The organism is Burkholderia sp. USMB20 (assembly GCF_000949135.2).
Lineage (GTDB): Bacteria > Pseudomonadota > Gammaproteobacteria > Burkholderiales > Burkholderiaceae > Burkholderia.
In genome coordinates, this window is the sequence record NZ_JTAN02000021.1 from 469,422 (window position 1) to 496,061 (window position 26,640).

Below are 26,640 nucleotides of genomic sequence, written 5' to 3' on the forward strand. Positions count from 1 at the left end.
TAGTTTGACCCTCACTTGTCTTGGAAACATCGTGAAATCACCCGGACTTGACGCGCGGACCCCAACGCGCCCGCTTCTGACACGCATCGCGCCACCGCTTCGGCGCGCCCCGATCGCATTCGCCTGCTGTGCGATTCTTCTCGCGGCTTGCCACTCGCACGAGGCCCCGGCGCCCGAACTGCAACCGGTGGTCGCGCTGCCGGTTCATGCGGACGACGGCGCCGTGCAGCGCGTGCTGCCCGCGCAGGTTCAGGCGCGATATTCGACGCCGCTGTCGTTCCGGGTCGGCGGCAAGATCGTCGAGCGGCGCGTGCGAATCGGCGACACCGTCAAGGCCGGCCAGACCCTCGCGATGCTCGATCCGGCCGATCTGCACAACACGTTGCTGAACGCGCGCGCGCAGCTCGATGCCGCCGAGCATCGCGTCGCCTATGCGAAGCAGCAACTGGATCGCGACCGCGCCCAGGCTCAGGCCAACCTGATCGCGCCCGCGCAGCTCGAGACAACGCAGGACGCGTATGCATCGGCGGTCGCGCAACGCGATTCCGCGCTCGCGCAAATGGCGCTCGCGGGCGATCACCTGCGCTACGCGACGCTGGTCGCGGATCACGACGGCGTCATCACGTCGGAGGATGCCGATACCGGGCAGAACGTCGAGCCCGGCCAGGCGGTGTTTCATCTGGACTGGAGCGGCGACCTCGACATCGTCTGCGACGTCGCGGAGCGCGACCTGCGCGATCTCGCGGTCGGCCGCACCGCGCACGTCAGCCTGACGGCACTGCCGGGCAAGGTGCTCGACGCACGCGTGCGCGAAGTCGCGGCGGCCGCTGATCCGCAAAGCCGCACCTGGCGCGTGAAGCTGACGCTGGTCGCGCCGGGGCCGGACGTCCGCTCCGGGATGACCGCCAGCATCTCGTTCGACGGCGCCGCCGACACCGCCGTGGACCACGCGATCACGCTGCCGGCCACCGCACTCTTCCATCGCGGCGAAGCGCCGGCGGTCTGGGTCATTCGCAAAGGCAGCGACACGCTGGAACTGCGCCCGGTGACGGTCGGACGCTACGACGAGCGTACGGTCACGGTCACGTCCGGCCTCGCGGAAAACGAGCGCGTCGTGATGCAAGGCGTCCATACGGTGAGTACCGGCCAGCACGTGCGCGTCGTGCCGCCGCTGCATGCGGAGGACTTCGCATCATGAACGCTCCAGAACACCGGTCCTCGACGGACGGTGCGCTCGGCGCACAAAGCGGTGCCGCGTCGCGCGACGACGGCGGTTTCAATCTGTCGGCATGGGCGCTGAAGCATCAGCAACTGGTGATCTTCCTGATCGGCCTCGCGACGATCTTCGGCATGATCGGCTATACGCGCCTCGCGCAATCGGAGGATCCGCCGTTCACGTTCCGCACCATGGTGATCCAGACCTATTGGCCGGGCGCCACCGCGCGCGAAGTGCAGGAACAGGTCACGGACCGGATCGGCCGCCAGCTCCAGGCCGCGCCTTACGTCGACAACATCAAGAGCTATTCGCGCCCCGGCGAGTCGATGATCTTCTTTGCGATGAAGGATTCGGCGCCGGTCGACCAGGTGCCGGAAACCTGGTATCAGGTGCGCAAGAAGGTCGGCGACATCCGGGCGACGCTGCCGAAGGGCACTGTCGGCCCGTTCTTCAACGACGAATTCGGCGACGTCTATACCAACATCTATGCGCTCGAAGGCGACGGCTACTCGCCCGCGCAACTGCACGATTACGCGGACAAGCTGCGCACCGTGCTGTTGCGCGTGCCGGGTGTCGCGAAGGTCGACTACTTCGGCGACCCCGCCCAGCACGTATTCGTCGAGATCTCGAACGCGCAACTGACGCGGCTCGCGATCACGCCGCAGCAGCTCGCGCAGGCCATCGACGCGCAAAACGCCGTCGCACCGGTCGGCACGATCACGACATCGGACGACCGCGTGTTCGTGCGGCCGAGCGGCGCGTTCAAGGACACGCAGGCGCTCGCCGACATGCTGATCACGGTGAACGGCCGGACGTTCCGGCTCGGCGACGTCGCGAAGGTCACGCGCGGCTACGACGATCCGCCCGTCACGCAGATGCGTACGAACGGTCACGCGGTGCTCGGCATCGGCGTCACGATGCAAAAAGGCGGTGACGTGATCGACCTCGGCAAGGCGCTCGACGCGAAGGCAGCCGAGCTCCGGGCCGGCTTGCCGGCCGGACTGAAGCTGGCCGCGGTGTCGAGCATGCCGCATGCCGTCAAGCACTCGGTGGACGATTTCGTCGAAGCGGTCGGCGAAGCCGTCGCGATCGTGCTCGTCGTCAGCCTCGTGTCGCTGGGCCTGCGCACCGGCATGGTCGTCGTCATCACGATTCCGATCGTGCTCGCCGTGACGGCACTGTGCATGCACGTGTTCGGCATCGGCCTCGACAAGGTGTCGCTAGGCACGCTCGTGCTCGCGCTGGGGCTGCTGGTGGACGATGCGATCATCGCCGTCGAAATGATGGCGGTGAAGCTCGAGCAGGGTTGGAGCCGCGCGCGCGCGGCGGCCTTCGCCTACACGAGCACGGCGTTCCCGATGCTGACCGGCACGCTCGTCACGGTATCCGGCTTCCTGCCGATCGCGCTCGCGAAATCGAGCACCGGCGAATACACGCGGTCGATCTTCGAGGTGTCCGCGATCTCGCTGATCGTGTCGTGGTTCGCGGCCGTCGTGCTGGTGCCGCTGCTCGGCTACCACATGCTTCCCGAGCAGCAGCATCACGACGCTCATGCACATGGGCAGGACGTTTATGAAACGGGCTTTTACCGGCGGCTGTCCGGATGGATCTCGGCGTGCATCGAGCGCCGCTGGGTGGTGCTGGGCGTAACGGCCGTGCTGTTCGCGATCGCGATGGCGGCATTCACGCGCGTGCCACAGCAATTTTTCCCGAACTCGGAGCGCCCCGAGCTGCTGGTCGACCTGCGCCTGCCGGAAGGCGCTTCGTTCGACGCGACACTGCGTGAGGCCACGCGGCTCGAGAAGGTGCTCGACGGTCGGCCCGAAATCGATCACGTCGTCGATTTCGTCGGCACCGGTGCGCCGCGCTTCTACCTGCCGCTCGACCAGCAGCTCCAGCAGCCGAACTTCGCGCAGTTCGTGATCACGGCCAAGGACGTCGAATCGCGCGACCGCTTGTCGCATTGGCTCGAGTCGACGCTGGCAAGCCGCTTCCCGACCGTGCGCACGCGCGTCGCGCGCCTCGAGAACGGGCCGCCCGTCGGCTTTCCGATCAAGTTCCGCGTGAGCGGCGACGACATCGCGACCGTTCGCGGCATTGCCGAAAAAGTGGCGGACAAGATGCGCGCCGATGCCCGCACGCGCAACGTGCAGTTCGACTGGGACGAGCCGGCGGAGCGATCGGTGTCGTTCGAAATCGATCAACTGAAGGCACGCCAGCTCGGCGTGACGTCGGAAGACGTGTCGAGTTTCCTCGCGATGACGCTGTCCGGCTATACGGTCACGCAGTATCGCGAACGCGACAAGCTGATCGACGTCGACCTGCGCGCGCCGAAGCGCGAACGGATCGACCCGTCGCAGCTCGCCGGCCTGGCGATCCCGACGCCGCACGGCCCGGTGCCGCTCGGCACGATCGGCCACGTGCGCGACACGCTCGAATACGGCGTGATCTGGGAACGCGACCGCCAGCCGACCGTCACGGTGCAGGCCGACGTTCGTGGCGAAGCGCCGAGCATCGGCGTGACGCGCGCCATCGACGGCACCCTGGCGACGCTGCGCGCCACGCTGCCGACCGGCTACCGGATCGAGGTCGGCGGTGCAGCCGAGGAGAGCATGAAGGGCCAGACGTCGATCAACGCGCAGATGCCGCTCATGATCATCGCGGTGCTGACGCTGCTGATGATCCAGCTCAAGCGCTTCTCGCGCACCTTCATCGTCGTGCTGACGGCCCCGCTCGGCCTGATCGGCGTGGTCGCGGCGCTGCTGCTGTTCGGCAAGCCGTTCGGCTTCGTCGCGCTGCTCGGCGTGATCGCGATGTTCGGGATCATCATGCGCAACTCGGTGATCCTGGTCGACCAGATCGACCAGGACATCGCGGCCGGGCAGCCACGCTTCACCGCGATCGTGGGCGCGACCGTGCGCCGCTTCCGGCCGATCATGCTGACCGCCGCGGCCGCCGTGCTCGCGCTGATTCCGCTGTTGCGTTCCGGCTTCTTCGGCCCGATGGCCACCGCGCTGATGGGCGGCATCACGATCGCGACGGTGCTGACCATCTTCTTCCTGCCGGCCCTCTACGCGACCTGCTTCAAGGTGCGCAGCGACGAACGCGAGTCGCGCGCGATGGACGTCGCGTCCTCGGAGACATGCTGATGAAATTTCCCCTTACCACATCGGTGCTCGCCGCGAGCGCGGCGCTCTGCCTGAGCGGCTGTGCAATGGCCCCGAGCAGCACGCCGCCCGCGATGCCGTCGCCGGCGCACTACGGCGCGACGCCTCAGGCGCCGCGCACCGCCGAAGCGGCAGGCGTCGCGCAGCAGTTCGACGTCGGCGCCGCGCCCGTCCCGCAATGGTGGCGCCTGTATCGGTCCAGCGCGCTCGACGCGCTGGTCGACGAAGGCCTGCGCGCGAACCCGACGCTGGCCGCGGCGGAAAAGACGCTCGCCGCCGCGCAGGAGGAGCTGCGCGCGCAGATCGGCGCGTCGACGCTGCCGTCGATCGACGCGAACGCGCAGGTGGCCCGCACGCGCACACCGGACATCTCCGGCGCGGGCGCGCAAAGCCTGCGCTACAACGTCTTCGTCGGACAACTGCAGGCGCATTACACCTTCGACCTGTTCGGTGCCACGCGATATGCGAACGAGGCGAGCGCCGCGCGCGTCGACGTGCGCGGTTGCGAGCTCGAAGCGGCAAGGCGTGCGCTGGCGGCCAACATCGTCGGCACCGCCATCCGCGCCGCGACGCTCGACCGCCAGATCCTGCTGACGGAGCGCCTGGTCGCCGTTGCCGAGGCATCCGCGCTCGAAGACCAGCAGCGTTACGTGCTCGGCGCGGTGTCCCACGTGCAGTCGCTGGCGTCGACGCAAGGTGCGGCGTCGCTCGCCGCGACGCTGCCGCCGCTGCGCCAGCAGCGTGCGAGCGCGGTTCACGCGCTGGCGATCCTGCTGGGCCGCACGCCCGACGCGCCACCGCCGGTCCCCTCCTTCACCGGACTGTCGCTGCCGGAACACGTGCCCGTGGTCGTGCCGTCCGACCTGCTGAAGGCACGGCCGGACATCCGCGCGGCCGCGGCAGCCGTGAAAGCGGCATCGGCGGACGTCGGCGAGGCGACCGCCCAGTTGTTCCCGAGCCTGTCGCTCACCGCGACGATGGGGCGCGGCGGCTTCAGCTGGCCAGCGCTGTTGTCGGGTGCGGGCGGGCTGTGGGCCGTCGGCGCCGGGCTGTCGCAGCCGATCTTCCACGGCGGTGCGCTGCTGGCTCACCGGCGGGCGTCGCGCGATGCGTACGACGCCGCGGTGCTGCAGTACAAGGCGGCGGTGCTGTCCGCATTCGGCGATGTCGCCGATTCGCTCGCCGCGCTGGACAACGACGCGCAAGGACTGGCCGCGAACGAACTCGCGGCGCGCGCGGCAGGCGAGGCTTTCCACGAAACGGCGCAACGCCGCACATTGGGTGCCGTTCCGATGTCCGCGCAACGGTCGAGCGAACAGCTCTATCTGAACGCGGAACTCGATGCGGTGCGTGCCGCGAGCCGCCGGATGACCGATACCGCGGCGCTGCTGCAGGCAATGGGCGAACTGCCGCCCGCCACCGGCACGACGGTCGCGGCCCGGCAATAGCCGCTGCTTGCGTCGATGGACCGGCTGCGCGCCTTCGGGCCGCACCGGTCCGCAATCTCGAAGCCCGATGCCCGGCGTACCGTGCATCGCGCGGCGCCGCGCCTTCATTACCCGCATGGTTGATTCCCGATGAAATCCGACAACCTGGTCGCCTGCCACGAATGCGACCTGCTGATTCAGCGTCCGCCGCGCCTGCGCGCGCTGACGGCGCACTGCCCGAGATGCCACGCTCGCGTGAGCGGTGCGGCGCACGGCCGCCGCTCGCTCGACCGGCTGTGCGCATTGACGGTCGCCGCGCTGGTGACGTGTTGCGTCGCGCAGGCCTTTCCGATCGTCGCGCTCGATGCGGCCGGCATCGCGTCGCATGCGACGCTCGGTGACGCGGTTCGCGCGCTATGGTCGAACGGTCAGCCGCTGGTGGCCGCGCTCGTGTTCTGCACGACGATGCTGTTTCCGATACTGGAGCTGGCCGCATGGATGTACCTGCTCGTGCCGTTGCGCGCGGGCCGCGTACCGCGCCACTTCGCGCAAGTGCTGCGCGGCATTCACCGATTGCGGCCGTGGAGCATGGTCGAGGTGCTGATGCTCGGCGTGCTCATCACGATCGTCAAACTGACGAGCCTCGCACACGTGCTTGCCGGGCCCGCGCTATTCGCGTTCGCCGGGCTTACCGTGATGCTCTGCGTGCTGTCGACGATCGAACCGGCCCGACTGTGGGAAGCGCACGACGAACTCGTCGCACTGCGGCCAGGCGATGCCGACCGTACGAAACCGCCCCGCCCCGACACGACGCGACATGCTGCGCCCCGGGCCGCGGAAAGCAGCGGATCGGCGGGCATGACGGCCCGCGCCGCGGGATGGATCGCCTGTCACCTCTGCGCGCGCGTGCAGCCGGCACACACATGCGGCGAGCGCTGCACGCGCTGCGGATCGCCGCTGCACGCGCGCCGTCCGCACAGCATCGCGCGCACGGGCGCGCTCGTCGCTGCCGCTGCGTTGCTCTATATCCCGGCGAACCTGTTGCCCGTCATGCACGCGACCTCGCTCGGCCGGGCCGAGGACGACACGATCCTCGGCGGTGTCGCGTACTTCTGGACGTCCGGCGACTGGGCGCTCGCCGTCATCGTGTTCATCGCGAGTGTGCTCGTGCCGATGCTCAAACTTGCGGCCCTCGCATTCCAGGCGATCGCCGCCCATCGCGGCGTGCAATGGCGGCCGCTCGAACGAGCCCGGCTGCATCGGCTGGTCGAGCGCGTGGGCCGCTGGTCGATGCTCGACGTATTCGTCGTGGCGCTCACGATCGCGCTCGTGCATTTCGGCTCGCTCGCCGACATCACGCCCGGCCCCGGCGCGCTCGCGTTCGGCGCCGTGGTCGTGCTGACCATGTGCGCGTCGATGCAGTTCGATCCTCGGCTCATCTGGGACGGCGCGCCCCGCCCCGCCGCCGCCCATCACCAACCTTGAACCGGCGCAAGCGCCCGCTTTATTTCGAATTCCAAAACGATGTCTTCTTTCGATTTCTCGCCACCCGAGATCCGGCCGCGCAGCCGCTGGATCCCGTCTCTCGTCTGGATCGTGCCGCTCGTTTGCGCGCTGATCGGGCTGTCGCTCGTGATCCGGACCGTCACCGCCAACGGTCCGGCGATCACGGTCACGTTCGCCAACGCCGAGGGCCTCGAAGCCGGCAAGACCAAGGTCCGCTACAAGGACGTCGATATCGGCTCCGTCCAGACCATCACGCTCACCCCTGATTTCAAGCGCGTGGTCGTCGGCATTCAGCTGACGCACGACGCCGCGCGCTTCGCGAACCGCGACACGCGCTTCTGGGTCGTTCGACCGCGCGTCGGTGCCACCGGCATTTCCGGCCTCGGCACGCTGCTCTCCGGCGCATTCATCGGCGCGGATCTTGGCCGCTCGTCGCAGAAGCAGACCGATTTCACCGGTCTCGAGACGCCGCCCGCCGTCACCACGGACCAGCAGGGCCGACGCTTTCTGCTGCACGGCGACTCGCTGGGCTCGGTCGACATCGGCTCGCCGGTGTTCTACCGGCATGTGCAGGTCGGTCAGGTCGTGGGATTCTCGCTCGACAAGGACGGTACCGGCGTCGACGTTCAGGCGTTCGTGAAAGCGCCCTACGACAAGTACGTCAGCGTCAATACGCGCTGGTGGCACGCGAGCGGCGTGGATCTTCGGCTCGATTCGAGCGGCCTGAAACTCAACACGCAGTCGCTGGCGACCGTGATCGTCGGCGGTCTCGCGTTTCAGTCGCCGCCCGGACAAGCGGACGCGCCGCAGGCAGCCGACAACACGCCGTTCCGGCTCGCCCCCGACGAAGCCGACGCGATGCGCGACCCCGACGGCACGCCGCTGATGGTCGTCATGCGCTTCGACCAGTCGCTGCGCGGGCTGTCGGTCGGCGCGCCGGTCGATCTGCGGGGCATCGTGCTCGGTCAGGTCACGAACATCGGGATCGAGTACAACGAACACACGCGCAACTTCAGCATGAAGGTCGCGATGGCGCTGTATCCGTCGCGACTGAGCCGACACAGCGATACGGCGCTGCCCGCGCCCGATACGGCCGGCGGCCACGAACTGCTCGAGCACCTGGTGCTCCAGGGGCTGCGCGGGCAGTTGCGTACCGGCAGCCTGCTGACCGGTCAGCTCTATGTGGCGCTCGACATGTTCCCGAAGGCGCCGCACGCGAGCGTGGACGCGCGCCGCACGCCGGTGGAACTGCCGACCGTGCCCAACACGCTCGACGAACTGCAGGTGCAGATCGCCGACATCGCGCGCAAGCTCGATCAGGTGCCGTTCGACCGGATCGGCAACAATCTGAACGGCGCGCTCGCGCATGCGAACCAGTTGTTCGGTCACCTCGATGAGCAGGTCGTGCCGCAGGCGCGCGACACGCTGGCCGCCGCGCAACGCACGTTCAGCGCGGCAGAGTCGACGTTGGGGCAGAATTCGCCGATGCAGTCGGACGTTCATGAGGCGATGCAGTCGCTCACGCAAACGCTGCAGTCGTTGAATGCGCTTGCGGACTATCTGGAACGTCATCCCGAATCGCTGCTGTTCGGCAAGAAGGGAGACCGCCAATGAAAGCGCGTTCGTTCGGTCGTCTCCGTATGCCGGCGCGCATCGCGACGTCCGTCGCACTCGCGGTGCTGAGCGCGTGCGCGTCGCCGCCGGTGCATTTCCATACCCTCGCGGTGGCGGACGATGCGGGTGCCGCGGCCGCCGCATCGCATCCCGCCTGGCTGATCGACATCCAGGCCGTGCACGTCGTGGCGCCTGCGGACGGCAACCGGCTCGTCGTGCAACGCGGCCCCGATCGGGCCGACATCCTGGAGCAGGAGCGCTGGGCCGCGCCGCTCGGCGACGAGATGCGCGGCGGACTGTCGACGCGCGTCGCGTCCCGGCTCGGCACGATCGATGTTCATCGCGTCGCCCACCCGGACGGCGCGCCCGTCTACCGGGTCGCGGTGGACGTCCAGCGAATCGAATCCTGGCCGGCATCGCACGTGCTGCTCGATGCGACGTGGAGTGTGAGTTCCGGGTCCGGACAGCCGGCACTGACGTGCCGCAGCATCGTTCGGTCCGGTGCGTCGACGGGCTACGAAGCACTCGTCGACGCGCAGCGTCGCGCGCTCGATGCGCTCGCGCTCGGGATCGCCGCGGGCATTCGCGCGGCGGCCGCGCATGCCGCGCCGCCGGCCGATTGCCGCGCGGGCGCACCCGGGCGCCCGATCACGCCCCCCGCTGTCGATCGCGGCGCGCCGGACGCGCTCGACGATTGAATCTGCGCCGTGACGACGCGACATTTCCCGCGGCGCGATATCGCGCCGCTTCAGCCCTTTCCACTGCACGGACAGCCCAGGATGAAACCCGCCCGCCTCACCCGTATGCAGCGCCGGCTCGACACCCGCGAACGGCTCATCGCCGCCGCTCGCGAATGCTTCATCGCGAACGGCTTCGCCGATACGACCGTCGAGCACATCGTCGAACGCGCTGGCTATACGCGCGGCGCGTACTATGCGAACTTCGGGCACAAGCGCGAGCTGTTGATCGAAATCCTGCGTCGCGACCGCCCGAAATTACTGGCGAAAATGCGGCCGGCAGCGCATGAGCACCGAGGCTCCCACACCGCCGGCTCCGCAGACATCGCCGCCGGCTGGGAATGTTTCCCGCTGTGGGTCGAGGTGCACCTGTACGCGCTGCGCGATGCCGGGATCCGGCAGATCGTCGACCGGCTGCACGCCGAGCCGGCGCCGCCGGCTGCGGCGAGCGATACGGCAGACGCGTCGGAGCGCATGCCATCGTCGGCCGAATGCGCGGCAGTGCTCGGCGTTGCGCTGATGCGTGCCGGTGCGTAGTACGCACGGCACGAAGAGCTGACCCAGGACACCGCGATGCGTGCGCGGGCTGAACGGTGCACGCCAGGCCCGGCGCCCGAGTTAGCGGCCGGGTACCACACGAGCGCACGCGGTGGCTTGGCCGCCGCCTGCGTCACCCCATTACGTCACTGCGCCGTCTCGGCCGCATCCACAACGGGCAGCGGCCGGCTTGCGATCTTCTCGGCTTCCGCACGCTTGAGCCCCAGCGTATGCAGCAGCGTCGCCGCCGTGCGTTCCGGAAAGTGCTCTCCGCTGAAGCCGAGTTCCTTCAGGACACCCGCTGCCGGTGCGCCCGGAGCGACGAAGTTGAGTTCGGCGGCAATCGCGGTCAGCACCGTACCGCCGACCGAAAGGAAGCCGACGAATGGGTCGGCGACCACGAAGCGTTTCTCGGCGATACCGCGCTCCATGTCCCGCAGCAGGCGTTGACCCAGGCCGAGCGTCAGGACGCGCGCCGAAAAGCCCTCGCGTATCAGGAAGTGTCCCCACACCGGCTCGCGCCGCGCGCGCATCAGCGTATGTCGCACCGAGACGGAAATGATTTCCGCCGGGTCGGACAAGCCGCTGGCCACGCGATCGAGCGAATCCGCGAACTCCTCGAATACCGATTCCACGAGGGTCGCGTAGATCGCCTCCTTCGATTCGAAGTGGTTGTAGAACGAGCCGAAGCCGACGTCGGCGGCCTCGGTGATTTCGTTGATGGCGACGCCTTCCATGCCCTTCTCGGCCATCAGTCTGAGCGCGGCATCCAGCAGGCGGGCACGGGTCTCCCGCTTGCGGCGCGCGCCACGCGGCTCGCGCTCTTCGGCGACCGCGGGACTGGATGCTTCCGGAGCGGAGCGCTTTGGTGTGCGGCGGCTCGGTGTATTCGTCATGACGTTTTCGATCCTTGTTCGTGCCCAAGTATAGATTCAAACGTCTACATTGACAAAGTCATCATCTATGATTTTAATGTCATCAAGGACGGCAGAACACGGCCTCGAGAACCGATCGAACGACGAATGGAGATACGGTGGAGACACACATGCACACGGGCGCCAGCGCGTCCATTCACAACAGCTCGCACGCGTCGCCGAAGTGCGGGCTGCCTTCGATGCTCGGCGTATTGATCGCAGGATTCACGCCGGTCGGCGCCGCATCGGGCCATTTTTCGGCCAGTCACGGCGCCGGCGGCGAGGCGCGCCGCTCCCATGCGAAATCGACGAGCGACCTCGCGACATTCGTGGTCCGGCCAGTGATGTCCTGCGACGGTGAGATTGCATGCCCGCCGTTGCGCGGCAAGCCCCTCGATGCGACGGCGCCCGCCTTCGCAATTGTCATTCGACCTGCCTGATTGTCATCCGCCATGAAACTGACCACCACACAACCGGCTCGCCACCCGCACCCCACGACGAAGGCATCGGCGCTCGCCTATCTGATCTTCGATCGCCCCGATCTCGACGAAGCAGAGCACTTTCTCAACGACTTCGGTCTCCGAACGGTGCTGCGGGATGACACGCAATTGCTGCTGCGCGGAACCGGCAGCGCACACTTCTGTTATGTCGTTCGCCACGCGCCGAAGGCCCGCTTCGTAGGCTTCGGATTGCAGGTCGACAGTCGTGCCGATCTCGAGGCGCTCGCCAAAATCCCTGGCGCGTCGGAGATCGAGGCATCGGATTGGCCAGGCGGCGGCCTCCGGGTGCGGCTCGCCGATCCGTCGGGTTTTCGGGTCGACGCGATTGCCGGCCAGACCCGGGCCGACACGTTGCCGCATCGTGCCGCGCTTTCATTCAACTCGGTCGACACGCCGTTGCGGATCAACGAAACGCAGCGGCCGCCGGCGAGCGCGCCTGAAGTCATTCGGCTCGGACACGTCGTGCTCGAACTCGCCGACTACCAGGAAACCTGCGCGTGGTACACGCGACATTTCGGGTTCATCCCCAGCGATGTCCAGGTGCTGCCGGACGGCTCACCCGCGGTTGCCTTCATGCGGCTCGATCTCGGCGACCGGCCGGCCGACCACCATACGCTCGCGCTCGCCCAGGGGTTCGTGCCGACTTATAGCCATAGCGCGTACGAACTGGTCGACGCCGATGCCGTCGGCATGGGCCAGCGCACGCTCCGCGACAACGGGTGGGCACACGCGTGGGGCATCGGCCGACACATTCTCGGCAGCCAGATCTTCGATTATTGGCAGGACCCGTGGGGCGACAAGCACGAACACTATTGCGACGGCGACCTGTTCACGGCCGACGAGCCGACGGGCGTGCACGCGGTCAGCCGCGAAGCGATGGCGCAGTGGGGCCCGACGATGCCGCGCAGCTTCACGAAGCCCCGGCTCACGCCGTCGAGCCTTGCGGCGCTGTTCCGCAACCTGCGCCGCAGTCCCGATCTGACGGTCAGCAAGCTGCTGACCCTGGCGAAGCTGTTCGCCTGATCCCCAACCGCCCATTCGACTCACGAGAGATCATTCATGTCACTGCATGTCCTGCACTTCCGGCATCATGGCCGCGCCCAATGGGGCGTGGTCGCCAACGGCGCCGTCACGCCGATTCCCGGCGACTTCGAGACAACCGCGAGCTTTCTCGCGGCGAATCCGGTTGAACGACTCGTCTCGCTCGACGGACCGACGATTCCGGAGTCGGACGTGGAGTGGCTGTCACCGGTGACCGCCAACCAGCAGTTCGTTTGCCAGGGGGCGAATTACCGTCGCCACATGATCGAATCGGGCATGGATCCGGACGCGAAAAAGTTCAACATGATCTTCACGAAGGCGACGAGTTGCATCGTCGCCGCCGACTCACGAGTCGTGAAACCCCGGCACGTCCGGTTTCTCGACTACGAAATCGAGCTCGGCCTCATCCTCAAACGCGACATCACGTCTCATCGGCAGATCACGGACGCGAACCTGCACGACTATGTCGCCGGCACCGTGATCGTCAACGACTATTCCGCGCGCGATGTCCAGATCCCGCAGATGCAGTTCTACAAGGGCAAGAGCTTCCGGACGTTCGGCCCGGTCGGCCCCTATCTGTGCCTGCTCGAGCGGCATGACTTCCCGAAGCTGAAGGCGCTCGACCTGACGTTGACCGTCAACGGCGCGGTGCGCCAGCAGGACTCGACATCGAACCTCGTCTACGGTCCGGCGGAAACGTTGACCGAGTTGTCGGGCGTGCACGACCTTCGCGCCGGCGACCTGCTCGCGACCGGCACGCCGGCCGGTTGCGCACTCAGCATCCCGTCGCCGTTCAAGCAGCGGGCCGTCGCGCTTTTCCCCGAATCCGTCAAATGGAAGATGTTCATGAAGGTGCAGGCGGGGCGCGCGCAGTATCTGAAGGCCGGAGACATCGTCGAAGCCAGGATCGCGAGCCGCGACGGATCGATCGACCTGGGCGTGCAACGTAACGAGATCGTGGACGAAGCAGCATGAACGGCATCGCGACCCAAGACGACGTGCTGGCGATCGAAGCGCCGGGCCTTCCGCCGGACCTTCCGGCCAGCACGTACGAGATGATCTGCGCCGGTGCGGCCATCGATCCGTCCGCCCCCGCCCTTTCCTTTTTCATGACCGCCGACGCGCACCGCGACGCCGAGTGCTGGACCTACCGCGAGCTGGTTCGCGACATCACGCGCACGGCCAACATGTTCGCGCGCCTCGGTGTGAATTCGCAGTCGGTGATCGCTTATGTGCTGCCCAATCTGCCCGAAACGCATTTCGTGATCTGGGGCGGACAGGCAACCGGCATCGTATGCGCGATCAATCCGCTGCTTGAAGGCGAAGCGATCGGTCAGCTGCTCAAAGCCGCCGGCGCCAGCGTGCTCGTGACGCTCGCGCCATTTCCCGGGACCGATCTCTGGCAAAAAGTCGCGGACATCCTTCATGAGGTCGAGCCGCTGCGGCATCTCGTGCTGGTCAACCTGGCCGATCGCGTGCGGGGCATGGCGCAATCGGCGGCACGCACGCTCCAGCACGACGCGTGTGCGCAGTTGTACGGCGCTGGCGGTTTGCGCAGCGCCGTGCCTGCGCACATCCAGATCCACGACTTCGGTACGGCAATCGCGCACGAATCCGGTACGGCGCTCGACAATGCGCGCCGCATTCAACCCGGCGACATGTCCTCTTACTTCTGTACCGGTGGAACCACCGGGTTGCCGAAAATCGCGATGCGCAGTCACGGCAACGAAGTGGCGAATGCCTGGAGCGCCGGCCGGTTCTTCGGCGACAGTATCGGCCCCGGCAAAACGACTTTTTGCGGCTTGCCGCTCTTTCACGTCAACGCCGCGATGGTGACCGGCCTCCTGCCGTTCTCGCGCGGTGCCCATGTCGTGCTCGGCACACCGCAGGGTTACCGGGGCGACGGCGTCGTCAAACGCTTCTGGGAAATCGTCGAACATCACCACATCAATTTCTTCAGTGGCGTCCCGACGCTTTATGCTTCGCTGCTCGACATTCCCTCCGAGGATCATGTCATCGACTCGCTCGAATACGGCCTGTGCGGTGCCGCGCCGATGCCGGTCGGCGTCTTCAGGTCCTTCCAGGAAAAAACGGGCATCCGGATTCTCGAAGGTTACGGCCTGACCGAAGGAACGTGCGTGAGCAGCGTCAACCCGCCGAACGGCGAGCGTCGGCTGGGATCAATCGGGCTTCGCATCCCCTTCCAGGCGATGAAGGCGGTCGTCGTGGACGATGCGGGACGGTATCTGCGCGACTGCGCGGCTAACGAGGAAGGATTGCTCGTGATCTCCGGGCCGAACGTGTTCACCGGCTACACGCGTGCCGACCAGAACGAGGCCCTGTGGCTCGATCTCGGCGACGGCAAGCGCTGGCTCAACACGGGCGACCTCGGCCGCTGCGACATCGACGGTTACTTCTGGCTGACCGGCCGCAAGAAGGAGTTGATCATCCGCGGCGGACACAATATCGACCCGGCGACGATCGAGGAACCGCTGCATCGACACCCGGCAGTCCAGATCGCAGCGGCGATCGGGCGCCCCGATGCCTATGCCGGTGAGTTGCCGGTCGCGTATGTTCAGCTCAAGCCGGGCATGACCGCTAGCGAACACGATCTGGAAGTGTTCATGCAGCAGGAGATCGCGGAACGCGCCGCCCTGCCCAAGCACGTCCGAATCGTCGAGACGATCCCGCTCACCGGCGTCGGCAAGATATTCAAACCCGAACTCAAGCGCCGCGAGACGAGTGACGCACTCCGCGCGGCATTGGACCAGGGCGGAGCGCCCGGCGCATCAGTCGACGTCTCGACCAGTGGTTCCGGCGGAATGTCGGTCTCGGTCGAGCTGAGCAATCCCGGGCTCGAGACTGCCGCGCGCTTCGTGCTGGGGCGTTTTCCGTTTGCGTTCTCGATCTCGTTCGCAGCGGAACCCATTCGGTCGTCCGGTCCGGCAGCGACAGATCTGCGGTGACGGAGGCGCGCGACTAGCCGCGACAACACAAATTCCGAGAGCGGCTTGTCACTATCAATAAGGTATCCAAAGCAACTGTAGTTCTTTAATCGGACCGAGACAGAGGAGACGCAAAATGAAATTGAGGCGAACGACGAGTTTCGCAGGTGCGATGGTCTGCATCTGCACGGCTGCACTTGCCGACAACGCAGATGCGCAGACGGCCGGAAGCATCACTACGTCGGTTGGATGGCTGCACGTCGCGCCCCAGGGCGACGCGACGCCCCTGACCGTGCAAAGTGTCGGCGGCGTAACGGTGAATCAGCAAATGGGTGGTACCGGGGCGCATGCCAGCTCGACGGATACGATGGGCATCACCACCGAGTACTACGTCACCGACAACATTGGTGTCGCCATGCTGTTCGGACTGCCACTGACAGTCAATCTGGTCGGTGACGGGACGTTGCAGAAGTACGGAACCCTCGGCACGACAAGGCCGATGCCGCCCGCCATCGAACTTCGATATCACCTGTTTTCAGCTGAATCGAAATTCCGTCCGTACGTAGGACTTGGCGTCAACTACACGTGGTTCACCCAGGTTCGGGCGACCAATCGCCAGTTCGTCACCGACAGCTTCGGGCCGGGCGGCTCGGCGCGCGCGACACTCAGTTCATCGTGGAACCCGGTGTTCGAGCTCGGGGCGAGTTACGCGATGACCAAACACTGGTCGGTCGGTGCTTCCGTCGGCTACATGCCGGTGAAGACCCACCTCACGTTATACGGACAGACCGCGACCGGCACGCAGATCGTTTCCACATCGACGCTCCGACTCAATCCCGTCAACGTTTTCCTGAACGTCGCTTACACGTTCTAGCGGGTGCGCCCCGATGCCAGCCCCCTGCATGGAAGCAACACTTCGGATCGAACGATGAAACGACAGGCTCTCAAGACCATTCTTTTTGCATTGCCCAAGGTTCTGGACCTGACGGCGCGCCGCTTCCCCGCCTATCGCGATCGCCTCAAGGAGCGCAATCTCGTCGCGTGGATCGGGCTCATGGATCAAAGCATCGGTCGCGCCATCGAGTTCAGGAATGGCCGCATTCGGTCGCGCGCCGGCAAGCATGCGCGGCCCGATGTGCGCATGGCCTTCAAGGACGTCGCCACCGCCCTGAAGTTCCTTTCCCCGAACCCGGACCAGGGCGAAATCGTCCACGCCGCCAAGAACTTCAAGGTGGTCACCGAGGGCGAGGACGAACTGCTGGTTTGGCTCATGCAAACCCTGAGCGTGATGCGCACGGTCGGCCTGACGATGGGCACGCCCATGCGCGACGGCACCCGACGCTACACCACCTGTACCAATGGCGGCCCCCTGTTCGTCTACGTCAAGGATGGCCGCATCGTCCGCGTGACGCCCATCGAGCTGGACGATACGGATGCGTCAAGCTGGGTGATCGAGGCACGTGGACGCCGCTTCAGCCCGCCACGGCGCGGACTGGTCGCGCCCCACGCGTTGACCCTCAAGTCGCTGGTCTACTCCGACAAGCGCATCCTTCACCCGATGAAACGGGTCGACTTCGACCCGGACGGCGAGCGCAATCCGCAGAACCGGGGCAAGTCCGGCTATGTGCGCATCAGCTGGGACGAGGCCCTGGACATCGTCGCCAAGGAGATCAACCGGCAGAAGCGTGTTCACGGCCCCGGTTCCATCACGTTCCCGATGTCGTCCCACCACCAGTGGGGCAACGTCGGCTACTACCTCAGCGCGCTGACGCGCTTCGCCAACCTGATCGGCTTCACCCGGGTGGCCGCGAATCCGGACAGCTGGGAAGGCTGGTACTGGGGGGCCATGCATCATTTCGGCAACTCGATGCGCGTCGGCGTGCCCGCCGGCTACGGCGGCCTCGAGGACGGTCTCAAGGAGGCCGAAATGATCGTCTTCTGGTCCTGCGACCCCGAAAGTACCAACGGGGCCTACGCAGGATTCGAGGGAACCCCGCGCCGCCTGTGGGCCAAGGAGCTCGGCATCGAGTTCGTTCACATCGACCCGCACTGCAATCCCACCGCACAGCTGCTGGGCGGCCGCTGGATCCCGATCCGGCCGCAAACCGATGCCGCGCTGGCGACCGCCATCATGTACGTCTGGACCGTGGAGGGCCTGTACGACAAGGATTACGTCGCGACGCGCACGACCGGTTTCGACGATTGGAAAGCCTACCTTCTGGGCGAAACCGACGGTACCCCCAAGACGCCCGAGTGGCAGGAGAGCGAGACCGGCGTGCCGGCCAAGGACGCCCGTGCGCTTGCGCGCCTGTGGGGGAAGAAGAAGGTGCATCTCGCCGTCGGGATGACCGGCGCGGGATTCGGCGGCGCGGGCCGCGGGGCGACCGGCGCGCAATGGGCGCGCTGCATGATCATGATGATGTCCATGCAGGGCTGGGGCAAGCCGGGGGTGAATTTCGGCTGCCTCGAAATCGGCGTCCCGCACGATCTCCAGTTCTACTTCCCCGGCTACGCGGACGGCGGCATTTCAGGCGACCTGGCGTGGACCGCCAATGCGGTGGACAACTACCAGCGCATGCCGCATATCCTGACCATGAATCCCGTCAAGCAAATGGTGCCGCGACAGCAGATGCCCGATGCGATTCTCAACGGTCACGCCACCGGTTATCTCTGGGACGGCATGTCCCAGGAAGCCCAGTTTGCGCCGTTCACGTACCCGATGCCCGGCTATTCGCCGATCCACATGATCTATCGCTACGGCGGATCCGCGTTCAGTACCGTGACGAATTCCGGACGCTGGACGCAGGCCTACCGGCACTCGAGCATCGAGTTCGTCGTCAATCAGTCGATCTGGATGGAAGGCGAAGCCCAGTTCGCCGACATCATCCTGCCCGCGTGCACTTCGCTGGAGCGTTGGGACATCGGAGAATGGGCGAATTCGGGCGGCTACGCCCACCACGGGTATGGCACGGTCAACCATCGCATGCTGACGCTGCAGCACAAGTGCATCGAACCCCTGGGCGAGTCCCGCTCCGACTACGACATTTTCACTGCCATCCTGACCCGGTTGGGCCTGGGTGGCATTTTCACCGAAGGCTGCGGGGATCTCGACTGGGTCAAGCGCGTCTTCGACTCGTCGGATCTGCCCGATCACATTTCGTGGCGCGAATTTTGCCGCAAGGGCTATTTCGTCGTGCCGCCCGAAAAGCCCGAACTGCGCCATCCCGTGGATATGCGCTGGTTTGCGGAAGACAGGAAGAAGGACCTGCCGGAACCTCATCCCCTGCCGTCACAGTTCTCGGAACGGTTCGGCAAGGGCCTGCAGACGCCGAGCGGCAAGCTGGAGTTCGTGCCCGAGTTGCTGAAGCGGCACACCGCGGACAATCCGGAGCGCCCCCCGCTCAACCGATATATCCCCTCCTGGGAGGGGTTGCGCTCGGACCTGGCCCGGCGCTACCCGCTGCAACTGATCGCCACCCACAGCCGCTACAGCTTTCATACCCACGGTGACGGAAAGAATTCTGCCGTGAACGGCATCGACGATCATCGCGCGCTGATCGCGGGGCACCGGTTCTGGCTGCTGAGGCTCAATCCGGCAGACGCCGCTGCTCGATGCATCGCCCATCGCGATCTCGTCAAAGTACACAACGACCGCGGCGCCGTGATCTGTGCGGCCGATGTCTCGCCCCTGGTGAACGCCGGAGTGGTGAAATCCTACGAGGCGAGCGCTGAATTTCAGCTGATCGAAATCGATGGCGAGCAAGTCGAGATCGGCGGCTGCATGAACATGCTGACCCCCGATCGGCCGCAGACCGCCGGCACCAGCAGCATGAGCCCGAATTCCTGCCTGGTGCAGGTCGAGAAATGGCGCGGTGCCGAAGCATTCATGCTCGGTCGCGCAGCGTGAGGAATGTCAAATGAGCAAGTGGAACCTGATCATCAACGTCGGCCGTTGCGAGAACTGCCAGAACTGTGTGATCGCCGCGCGGGACGAGCACGTCGGCAATGACTTCCCCGGCTACGCGGCACCCGCTTCGGCCAGTGCCGAGAGCCCCATCCGCATCCTGCGTCGTGTACAGGGTGCTTCGCACATGATCGAGACCACTTATCTGCCGGTCATGTGCAACCACTGCGACGACGCGCCCTGCATGCGTGTGGGCGGCAGCGCCATTCGCAAGCGCGCCGACGGCATCGTCATCATCGATCCGGACGAGGCGCGAGGCCGAAAGGACATCGTCAAGGCGTGCCCTTACAAGGCGATCGTGTGGAACGAAGAGCTGCAACTGCCGCAGATCTGGATCTTCGATGCGCATTTGCTCGACCAGGGCTGGTCCCGCCCGCGTTGTCAGCAGTCGTGCCCCACCGATGTCTTCGAGACGGTCAAGCTCGATGACACGGCGATGGCCGAGAAGGCCCGGCGCGAGGGACTCAAGGTATTGCGACCCAACCTGAGCACGAAGCCCCGCGTGTGGTACAGCGGCCTCGAGCGGTGGGAAACGTGCTTCGTCGGTGGAAGCGTCAGTGCCCAGGCAGGAGACGTGGTCGAGTGTGTCACGGATGCGGTCGTCGCCTTGTATGCAGGTAATCGGCAGGTAGCCGAAACCGTCTCGGACGGCTTCGGCGATTTCCGGTTCGACGGCCTGGCCAGGGGCAGCGGCCTCTACCGAGTCCAAATCCGGCATGCCCGCGGCAATGCCTGGCGCGAGTGCAGATTGGGCGACAGCGCCTACCTGGGCGAGATCAGGCTCAGTCAATCGACAAACGCCGTGGCGATGGAGTGCTCGTGATCCGGGCGAGACTGGACGCCGCGGTGACCGACGGTGAACGAATCAGAAAAAACAAGGCCGGGCGAAACACCCCGCTCTCGGCAACGCCATGCGGCGTGCGCACCGCCCAAACGGCGGCACGCACGCGACCACCCGGTCGTCAGACCGCCATCACCGTCACCGACTTCGTGACGAGATACGGCTCCAGCGCTTCCGGCCCGCCCTCCGACCCGTAGCCCGAATCCTTCACGCCGCCGAACGGCATTTCCGGCCACGGCGTCGCCGGCTGGTTGATCCACAGCATCCCGACTTCGAGGCGCTGCGTCAGCAGGTGCACGTTCGCGAACGAACGCGTGAACGCATAGCCGGCCAGCCCGAACGGCAGGCGATTGGCTTCGGCGATCGCATCCTCGAGCTTGTCGAAACCGCGGATCGCCGCGACCGGGCCGAACGGCTCGTTGTTGAACACGTCCGCTTCGAGCGGCACGTTCGCGATCACGGTCGGCGCGAAGAAGTTGCCTTCCGAGCCGATCCGTTCGCCGCCCGTCTCGATGCTCGCGCCGACCTTGCGCGCGTTCTCGACGACCGACGCCATCGCGGTCAGCCGGCGCGGGTTCGCCAGCGCGCCGAGCGTCGTGCCTTCCTCGAGGCCGTTGCCGACCTTCAGCCCCTGCGCATGCGCGACCAGCGCACGCGTGAATTCGTCGCGGATGCTGTTGTGCACGAGGAAACGCGTCGGCGAGATGCACACCTGGCCCGCGTTGCGGAACTTCGCGCCACCGGCGGCCTTCACCGCCAGCGCGACGTCCGCGTCCTCGGCGACGATCACCGGCGCGTGGCCGCCCAGCTCCATCGTCGCGCGCTTCATGTGCTGGCCCGCGAGCGCCGCGAGTTGCTTGCCGACCGGCGTCGAGCCCGTGAACGTCACCTTGCGGATCACCGGATGCGGAATCAGGTACGACGAGATTTCCGCCGGATCGCCGTACACGAGACCGACCACACCGGCCGGCACGCCCGCGTCGACGAACGCGCGCAGCAGCGCGGCCGGCGATGCCGGGGTTTCTTCCGGCGCCTTCACGAGGAACGAACAGCCGGTCGCCAGCGCGGCGCTCAGCTTGCGCACGACCTGGTTGACCGGGAAATTCCACGGCGTGAACGCCGCGACCGGTCCGACCGGCTCCTTCACGACGGTCTGCTGCGCGCCGAGATTGCGCGGCGGCACGATCCGGCCATACACGCGGCGGCCTTCGTCCGCGAACCATTCGATGATGTCGGCGGCCGACAGCACTTCCACACGCGCTTCCGTGAGCGGCTTGCCCTGCTCCTGCGTCATCAGCTGCGCGATCGTGTCGGCGCGCTCGCGCACCAGCGCGGCCGCCTTGCGCATCGTCGCCGCGCGCTCGTGCGCGGGCACCTTGCGCCATGCTTCGAAACCGCGCTGCGCCGCGGCCAGCGCGCGATCGAGATCGGCGATGCCCGCGTGAGCCACCTTGCCGATCGCCTTGCCCGTCGCCGGGTTCACGACGTCGATCGTCTTGCCGCTCGCGGCGTCGACCCACTCGCCGTCGATCAGCAGTTGCGTATCCGTATAAGTCACGTTAGCCATCCAGACACCCCAGTTTTACGTCGATAAAACGCGCGCGGCCGCGAACGGCCGCACGCCGGTTGACAGAAAGAGCTGCGCCACCGGGCGCCCCGCACCCGGCACAATGTTCGACGACGGCGTGCGGCACGCATGCCCGTCGTCGTCCGCCACGGTCGGCCGCGCTTCGGCGCTCCGCGCTCAGCGCGCGGCCGCCGTCGCCTTGCGGAGTTTCGCGACCTCCGCCGCCTGCACGGCCGGCGCGCCGTTGTTCCAGCCGGCGCGCATGAACGTCAGCACGTCGGCGATCTGCTGGTCGTTCAGCTGGTTCGCGAACGCCGGCATCGGGTACGCGGACGGCACGCCACCGATCACGAGCGACTCGCTGCCGTTCAACGTCACGTTGATCAGCGACGCGGCATCGGCCTCGAGCACGTTCGGGTTGCCGGCGAGCGGCGCGAGCAGCGGCGCGTAGCCGCGGCCGTCCGCGCCATGACAATGCAGGCAGTAAGCGTTATACACCTTTGCGCCCGGATCGTTCGCCGGCCGGCCCAACACGACCTGCGTCGCCTTCGGCTCATAACGGTAAGGCGGCGCGCCCGTGCCGCCCGCTGCCGGCAGCGATTTCAGGTAGCGGGACATCGCCGCCAGATCGTCGTCGGTCAGTTCCTGCGTGCTGTGGTTGATCACGCTGACCATCGAGCCGAACGCGGTCGCATGCCGGTTCGCGCCGGTCTTCAGGAATTGCGCGATATCCGCATCGCTCCAGCGGCCCAGCCCGGTATTGTGCTCGCCGGTCAGGTTCGACGCGAACCAGTTGTCGATCGGCGCGCCCGACAGGAACGCCGCACCGCCCTCGTCCAGCGCCTTCTCCTGGAAGCCGACACCGCGCGGCGTATGGCACGATCCGCAGTGCCCGAGCCCCTGCACGAGATACGCGCCGCGGTTCCACATCGCGTCCTTGGCCGGCTTGTCGGCATAAGGCGTCGTATCGAGGAACACCATGTTCCACAACGCGAGCGGCCAGCGCATGTTGAGCGGCCACGGGATGTCGGACGCCCGGTTCGCCTGCTTCACCGGCTCGACGCCGTGCATGAAGTACGCGTACAGCGCCTTCACGTCGTCGTCCTTCAGCTTCGCGTACGACGGATACGGCATCGCCGGATACAGGTTGTGGCCGTCCTTCGCGACGCCCTTGCGCAACGCGTTCGTAAAATCGGCTTCCGTATAGCCGCCGATGCCCGTGTCCGGGTCGGGCGTGATGTTGGTCGTGTAGATCGCGCCCATCGGCGTGACCATCTTCAGGCCGCCGGCGAACGGCGTGCCGCGCGGCGCGGTGTGGCACGCGACGCAATCGCCGGCCTTCGCGAGATACGCGCCGCGTGCGACCAGCGCGCTGTCGGCGGCCGCCGCTTGCGCGGCGTGCGCCGCCGTGCCGGCCATCAGTGCGGACAGCGCGATCAACGACGTGCCGAACGTGCGAGCGGCGCGACTCAGGCGGTTCGGACGATTCGAGGTGAGGTTTCGCATGGTTCGTGTCCTCCCCTCAAGCCGTCTTCAGCTGGTTGCCGACCGGCAGCTTGCGCAGCCGCGTGCCGGTCGCCGCGAAGATCGCGTTCGACACAGCAGCCGCGGTCGCCGCGGTGCCCGGCTCGCCGATTCCGCCCGGCGCCTCGGCGCTTTTGACGAGATGAACCTCGATCGGCGGCGTCTCATTGATGCGCATCACCCGGTAGTCGGTGAAGTTGCTCTGCACGACGCGGCCGTCCTCGATCGTGATCTCGCCATACAGCGCGCCCGTGATCCCGAAGATGATGCCGCCCTGCACCTGTGCCTCGATCGTGCTCGGATTCACGGCCATCCCGCAGTCGACCGCGCACACGGCACGCTTGACCTGCACCTCGCCGCCTTCCACCGCGACGTCGATGACGATCGAGAAGAAGCTGCCGAACGCGTGCATCACCGATACGCCGCGCCCTTGCCCCTTCGGCAGCGGCGTGCCCCAGCCGGCCGCCTTCGTCGCGACGTCGAGCACGTTGCGCGCACGCGGCGTCTTGTCGAGCAGCGCGCGGCGGTACTGGACGGGATCGGTCTTGGCCTGCGCCGCGAGTTCGTCGATGAAGCTCTCGACGACGAACGTGCTGCGGGTCGGCCCGACACCGCGCCAGAACGCGGTCGGCACGTGGCGCGGTTCCTGGCGCACGTAGTCGATCAACTGGTTCGGCAGGTCGTACGGCAGGTCGTTGGCAACCTCGACCGCGTCGGGATCGACGCCGTCCTTGAAGGCCGGCGGTGCGAAGCGCGCGAGGATCGACGAACCGACGATCCGGTGCTGCCATGCGACCGGCTTGCCGTTCGCGTCGAGGCCGGCCGAGATCCGGTCGTAGTAGTACGGGCGATACATGTCGTGCTGGATGTCTTCCTCGCGCGTCCACACGACCTTCACCGGCGCGTTGACCTGCTTCGCGATCTTCACGGCCTGGCCGATCATGTCCGTTTCGAGCCGTCGGCCGAAACCACCGCCGAGCAGGTGGTTGTGCACGACGATCCGGTCGGGCGCGAGACCCGTGAGCTTCTGCACGGTGTCGACCGCCCGCGTCGGCACCTGCGTGCCGACCCAGATCTCGCAGCCGTCGCCGCGCACGTGCACCGTGCAGTTCACCGGCTCCATCGTTGCGTGCGCAAGGAGCGGCTGTTCGTAGACGGCATCGATGCGCGTCTTCGCGTTCGCGAACGCGCGGCCGACGTCGCCGTCCTTGCGCGCGACCGCACCCTTGCCATTCGCTGCGGCCTGCGCGAGATCGGCGACGATGTCCTTCGTCGACACCTTCGCGCCCGCGCCTTCGTTCCACTTCACGACGAGCGCCGACGCGCCGCGCTTCGCGGCCCACGTGTGATCACCGACCACCGCGACCGCGTTGTCCGCGCGCACCACCTGGCGCACGCCGGGGATCTTCTTCGCGGCCGTGTCGTCGACGCTCGCGACCGTGCCGCCGAACACCGGGCTGTTCACGATCACCGCATACAGCATGCCGGGCACGCGCACGTCGAGCCCGAACTGCGCGGTGCCGTCGACCTTCTCCGGCGAATCGAGCCGCTTCACCGGCTTGCCGATCAGCTTGAAATCGGCCGGCTGCTTCAGTGCGACGTCCTTCGGCACCGGCAGCTTCGACGCGGCGTCCGCGAGCTGGCCGTACGATGCGCGCCGGCCGCTCGGCGTGTGCTGCACTTCGCCGTTCGCCGCCCGGCAGGTGGCCGGATCCACGTTCCATTGCTTCGCCGCCGCCGAAACCAGCAGCGTGCGCGCGGTCGCGCCCGCGCGGCGCAGCGGTTCCCACGCGTAGCGCACCGACGTCGAGCCGCCGGTCAGCTGGCCGCCGAGCAGCGGATCGAGGAACAGCTTCTCGTTCGGGGGCGCATGGTCGAGCGTGACGTTCGACAGCGGCACCTCGAGTTCCTCGGCGATCAGCATCGGCAGCGCCGTGTAGACGCCCTGGCCCATTTCGACCTTCGGCATCACCAGCGTGACCTTGCCGGCGCGGTCGATCTGCACGAACGCATTCGGCGCGAATACGCCGGCGCGCGCGTTTTCGTCCGCATCGCCGCCGATCACCGAGCGCCGTGCATCATCGCCCGCCGCCGGCATGCTGAAGCCGAGCAGCAGGCCGCCGCCCGCCGCCGCGCCGAGCGACATGCCCGCCTTGAGAAACGAACGGCGCGACACGCCCGCGCCGGCCCGACCTGCTTCGATCAGTCCTCGCGACATGTCATGCCCCCTTCGCGGCGTGTTTGACCGCCGCGCGAATCCGGTTGTAGGTACCACAGCGGCAGATGTTGCCGGCCATCGCCGCGTCGATGTCGGCGTCGCTCGGGTTCGGGTTCGATGCGATCAGCGCGGTGGCCGCCATCACCTGCCCGGACTGGCAATAGCCGCACTGGACGACGTCGAGCTCGCGCCATGCCTGCTGGACCTTCTGCCCGGCCGGCGTCGCGCCGACGGCTTCGATCGTCGTGATCTTGCGGCCCGCGACGGCCGCGACCGGCAGCACGCACGCGCGTGCGGCGACGCCGTCGAGATGCACGGTGCACGCGCCGCATTGTGCGATCCCGCAGCCGAATTTCGTGCCGGTCAGGCCGACGAGGTCGCGCAGGACCCACAGCAGGGGCATGTCGTCGGGGGCGTCGACCGTGCGGTTCTCGCCGTTGATGTTGAGGGTGACCATTCGGCCTCCGGGGGCGGTGTATTGGGGAAGCGGCGCGAACGATGCGCAGCGCCGCGTTGTCGTTGTCGTCGCCGTTGCGTCATGCGTGACGGCTGCCGCACGGTCCCGGGCGAGAACGGGCCGTGACGGGGGGTACCGCGTCGTTACTCGGCCACGTCGATGCCCGACAGCACCTTGATGACGGGCGGCGCCGCGAACCAGTCGGCCGACTTCACGCGAAATTCCGTGAAATGCGGGCTGGCGAGGTGCGCGTCGAACGCGGCCTGGTCGTCGTAGATCTCGTACAGGTGCAGGTTCGGCGAACCGTCCTGCTCGCGGAACAGGTCGTAGCGCCGGTTGCCCGGCTCGACGCGCGTCTTGGCGACCATGCTGCGCAATTCGGCCTCGGCGGCCTGCGCGTGTTCGGGTTTCAGGAACAGGGAAGCAATCACGTGAAGCGCCATCTTTGTCACTCCTTTCGAAACG

20 protein-coding genes are annotated in these 26,640 nt (G+C 66.9%); 14 read left to right on the plus strand and 6 right to left on the minus strand.

Features of this window, described 5'->3' with window-relative positions:
- Positions 1-31 precede the first annotated feature (31 nt).
- The 7 genes from PL79_RS32415 to PL79_RS32445 all read left to right on the plus strand — a co-directional run bounded on the left by PL79_RS32415 (position 32) and on the right by PL79_RS32445 (position 10,204).
- Positions 32-1,198, plus strand: coding sequence for an efflux RND transporter periplasmic adaptor subunit (locus PL79_RS32415; protein ID WP_044843136.1), 1,167 nt, complete (start codon positions 32-34; stop codon positions 1,196-1,198).
- Positions 1,195-4,365: an efflux RND transporter permease subunit gene (locus tag PL79_RS32420; RefSeq protein WP_044843135.1), complete on the plus strand. Its 3,171-nt coding sequence runs from the start codon at positions 1,195-1,197 to the stop codon at positions 4,363-4,365. The genes PL79_RS32415 and PL79_RS32420 overlap by 4 nt, the downstream gene beginning before the upstream one ends.
- The gene (locus PL79_RS32425; protein ID WP_044843155.1) at positions 4,365-5,831 is read left to right on the plus strand and encodes an efflux transporter outer membrane subunit; all 1,467 of its coding nucleotides are present in this window, start codon (positions 4,365-4,367) and stop codon (positions 5,829-5,831) included. The genes PL79_RS32420 and PL79_RS32425 overlap by 1 nt, the downstream gene beginning before the upstream one ends.
- 129 nt (positions 5,832-5,960) lie before the next feature.
- Positions 5,961-7,295, plus strand: a complete 1,335-nt coding sequence (locus PL79_RS32430; protein WP_044843134.1) for a paraquat-inducible protein A — start codon at positions 5,961-5,963, stop codon at positions 7,293-7,295.
- Between the two features lie 39 nt (positions 7,296-7,334).
- Entirely contained in the window at positions 7,335-8,930 is a 1,596-nt protein-coding gene (locus tag PL79_RS32435) for a PqiB family protein (RefSeq protein ID WP_044843133.1), read from the plus strand.
- A complete protein-coding gene (locus tag PL79_RS32440) occupies positions 8,927-9,628 on the plus strand; it encodes a PqiC family protein (protein ID WP_044843132.1) in 702 nt (233 codons plus the stop codon). Before PL79_RS32435 ends, PL79_RS32440 begins: the two co-directional genes overlap by 4 nt.
- A 9-nt stretch (positions 9,629-9,637) precedes the next feature.
- On the plus strand, positions 9,638-10,204 hold the full coding sequence (locus PL79_RS32445; RefSeq protein ID WP_235879367.1) for a TetR/AcrR family transcriptional regulator: 567 nt from the start codon (positions 9,638-9,640) through the stop codon (positions 10,202-10,204).
- 146 nt (positions 10,205-10,350) lie between these two features.
- Here PL79_RS32445 and PL79_RS32450 read toward each other — a convergent pair whose 3' ends face one another.
- Positions 10,351-11,100, minus strand: a complete 750-nt coding sequence (locus PL79_RS32450; protein ID WP_044843130.1) for a TetR/AcrR family transcriptional regulator — start codon at positions 11,098-11,100, stop codon at positions 10,351-10,353.
- Between the two features lie 149 nt (positions 11,101-11,249).
- Between PL79_RS32450 and PL79_RS32455 the strand changes: the two genes are divergently transcribed.
- The 7 genes from PL79_RS32455 to PL79_RS32485 all read left to right on the plus strand — a co-directional run bounded on the left by PL79_RS32455 (position 11,250) and on the right by PL79_RS32485 (position 20,391).
- The gene (locus PL79_RS32455) at positions 11,250-11,558 is read left to right on the plus strand and encodes a hypothetical protein (protein ID WP_044843129.1); all 309 of its coding nucleotides are present in this window, start codon (positions 11,250-11,252) and stop codon (positions 11,556-11,558) included.
- Positions 11,559-11,570: 12 nt separating this feature from the next.
- Complete coding sequence (locus tag PL79_RS32460; RefSeq protein ID WP_044843128.1) at positions 11,571-12,641, plus strand: VOC family protein; 1,071 nt, start codon at positions 11,571-11,573, stop codon at positions 12,639-12,641.
- 36 nt (positions 12,642-12,677) lie between these two features.
- Positions 12,678-13,634, plus strand: coding sequence for a fumarylacetoacetate hydrolase family protein (locus PL79_RS32465; protein ID WP_044843127.1), 957 nt, complete (start codon positions 12,678-12,680; stop codon positions 13,632-13,634).
- Positions 13,631-15,625, plus strand: coding sequence for an acyl-CoA synthetase (locus tag PL79_RS32470; RefSeq protein ID WP_044843126.1), 1,995 nt, complete (start codon positions 13,631-13,633; stop codon positions 15,623-15,625). The genes PL79_RS32465 and PL79_RS32470 overlap by 4 nt, the downstream gene beginning before the upstream one ends.
- A gap of 115 nt (positions 15,626-15,740) precedes the next feature.
- The gene (locus tag PL79_RS32475) at positions 15,741-16,478 is read left to right on the plus strand and encodes an OmpW/AlkL family protein (protein ID WP_044843125.1); all 738 of its coding nucleotides are present in this window, start codon (positions 15,741-15,743) and stop codon (positions 16,476-16,478) included.
- A gap of 54 nt (positions 16,479-16,532) precedes the next feature.
- Positions 16,533-19,511 (plus strand): molybdopterin-dependent oxidoreductase, encoded by a 2,979-nt coding sequence (locus PL79_RS32480; RefSeq protein ID WP_044843124.1) that lies wholly within the window; start codon positions 16,533-16,535, stop codon positions 19,509-19,511.
- 10 nt (positions 19,512-19,521) lie between these two features.
- Positions 19,522-20,391: a 4Fe-4S dicluster domain-containing protein gene (locus tag PL79_RS32485; RefSeq protein WP_044843123.1), complete on the plus strand. Its 870-nt coding sequence runs from the start codon at positions 19,522-19,524 to the stop codon at positions 20,389-20,391.
- A gap of 139 nt (positions 20,392-20,530) precedes the next feature.
- Here PL79_RS32485 and PL79_RS32490 read toward each other — a convergent pair whose 3' ends face one another.
- The 5 genes from PL79_RS32490 to PL79_RS32510 all read right to left on the minus strand — a co-directional run bounded on the left by PL79_RS32490 (position 20,531) and on the right by PL79_RS32510 (position 26,618).
- Positions 20,531-21,976, minus strand: coding sequence for an NAD-dependent succinate-semialdehyde dehydrogenase (locus PL79_RS32490; RefSeq protein ID WP_044843122.1), 1,446 nt, complete (start codon positions 21,974-21,976; stop codon positions 20,531-20,533).
- Between the two features lie 177 nt (positions 21,977-22,153).
- Positions 22,154-23,482 (minus strand): cytochrome c, encoded by a 1,329-nt coding sequence (locus PL79_RS32495; protein WP_044843121.1) that lies wholly within the window; start codon positions 23,480-23,482, stop codon positions 22,154-22,156.
- Positions 23,483-23,498: 16 nt separating this feature from the next.
- Entirely contained in the window at positions 23,499-25,718 is a 2,220-nt protein-coding gene (locus tag PL79_RS32500) for a xanthine dehydrogenase family protein molybdopterin-binding subunit (protein WP_044843120.1), read from the minus strand.
- A 1-nt stretch (position 25,719) separates the two neighbouring features.
- Positions 25,720-26,175: a (2Fe-2S)-binding protein gene (locus tag PL79_RS32505; RefSeq protein ID WP_044843119.1), complete on the minus strand. Its 456-nt coding sequence runs from the start codon at positions 26,173-26,175 to the stop codon at positions 25,720-25,722.
- Between the two features lie 143 nt (positions 26,176-26,318).
- On the minus strand, positions 26,319-26,618 hold the full coding sequence (locus tag PL79_RS32510; protein ID WP_044843118.1) for a putative quinol monooxygenase: 300 nt from the start codon (positions 26,616-26,618) through the stop codon (positions 26,319-26,321).
- Between the last annotated feature and the right edge of the window lie 22 nt (positions 26,619-26,640).

Coding starts and splice junctions, on each gene's coding strand:
- PL79_RS32420 (WP_044843135.1), top strand. CDS start 1,195: ATGAACGCTCCAGAACACCGGTCCTCGACGGACGGTGCGCTCGGCGCA.
- PL79_RS32425 (WP_044843155.1), top strand. CDS start 4,365: ATGAAATTTCCCCTTACCACATCGGTGCTCGCCGCGAGCGCGGCGCTC.
- PL79_RS32430 (WP_044843134.1), top strand. CDS start 5,961: ATGAAATCCGACAACCTGGTCGCCTGCCACGAATGCGACCTGCTGATT.
- PL79_RS32435 (WP_044843133.1), top strand. CDS start 7,335: ATGTCTTCTTTCGATTTCTCGCCACCCGAGATCCGGCCGCGCAGCCGC.
- PL79_RS32440 (WP_044843132.1), top strand. CDS start 8,927: ATGAAAGCGCGTTCGTTCGGTCGTCTCCGTATGCCGGCGCGCATCGCG.
- PL79_RS32450 (WP_044843130.1), bottom strand. CDS start 11,100: ATGACGAATACACCGAGCCGCCGCACACCAAAGCGCTCCGCTCCGGAA.
- PL79_RS32455 (WP_044843129.1), top strand. CDS start 11,250: ATGCACACGGGCGCCAGCGCGTCCATTCACAACAGCTCGCACGCGTCG.
- PL79_RS32460 (WP_044843128.1), top strand. CDS start 11,571: ATGAAACTGACCACCACACAACCGGCTCGCCACCCGCACCCCACGACG.
- PL79_RS32465 (WP_044843127.1), top strand. CDS start 12,678: ATGTCACTGCATGTCCTGCACTTCCGGCATCATGGCCGCGCCCAATGG.
- PL79_RS32470 (WP_044843126.1), top strand. CDS start 13,631: ATGAACGGCATCGCGACCCAAGACGACGTGCTGGCGATCGAAGCGCCG.
- PL79_RS32475 (WP_044843125.1), top strand. CDS start 15,741: ATGAAATTGAGGCGAACGACGAGTTTCGCAGGTGCGATGGTCTGCATC.
- PL79_RS32480 (WP_044843124.1), top strand. CDS start 16,533: ATGAAACGACAGGCTCTCAAGACCATTCTTTTTGCATTGCCCAAGGTT.
- PL79_RS32485 (WP_044843123.1), top strand. CDS start 19,522: ATGAGCAAGTGGAACCTGATCATCAACGTCGGCCGTTGCGAGAACTGC.
- PL79_RS32490 (WP_044843122.1), bottom strand. CDS start 21,976: ATGGCTAACGTGACTTATACGGATACGCAACTGCTGATCGACGGCGAG.
- PL79_RS32495 (WP_044843121.1), bottom strand. CDS start 23,482: ATGCGAAACCTCACCTCGAATCGTCCGAACCGCCTGAGTCGCGCCGCT.
- PL79_RS32500 (WP_044843120.1), bottom strand. CDS start 25,718: ATGTCGCGAGGACTGATCGAAGCAGGTCGGGCCGGCGCGGGCGTGTCG.
- PL79_RS32505 (WP_044843119.1), bottom strand. CDS start 26,175: ATGGTCACCCTCAACATCAACGGCGAGAACCGCACGGTCGACGCCCCC.
- PL79_RS32510 (WP_044843118.1), bottom strand. CDS start 26,618: ATGGCGCTTCACGTGATTGCTTCCCTGTTCCTGAAACCCGAACACGCG.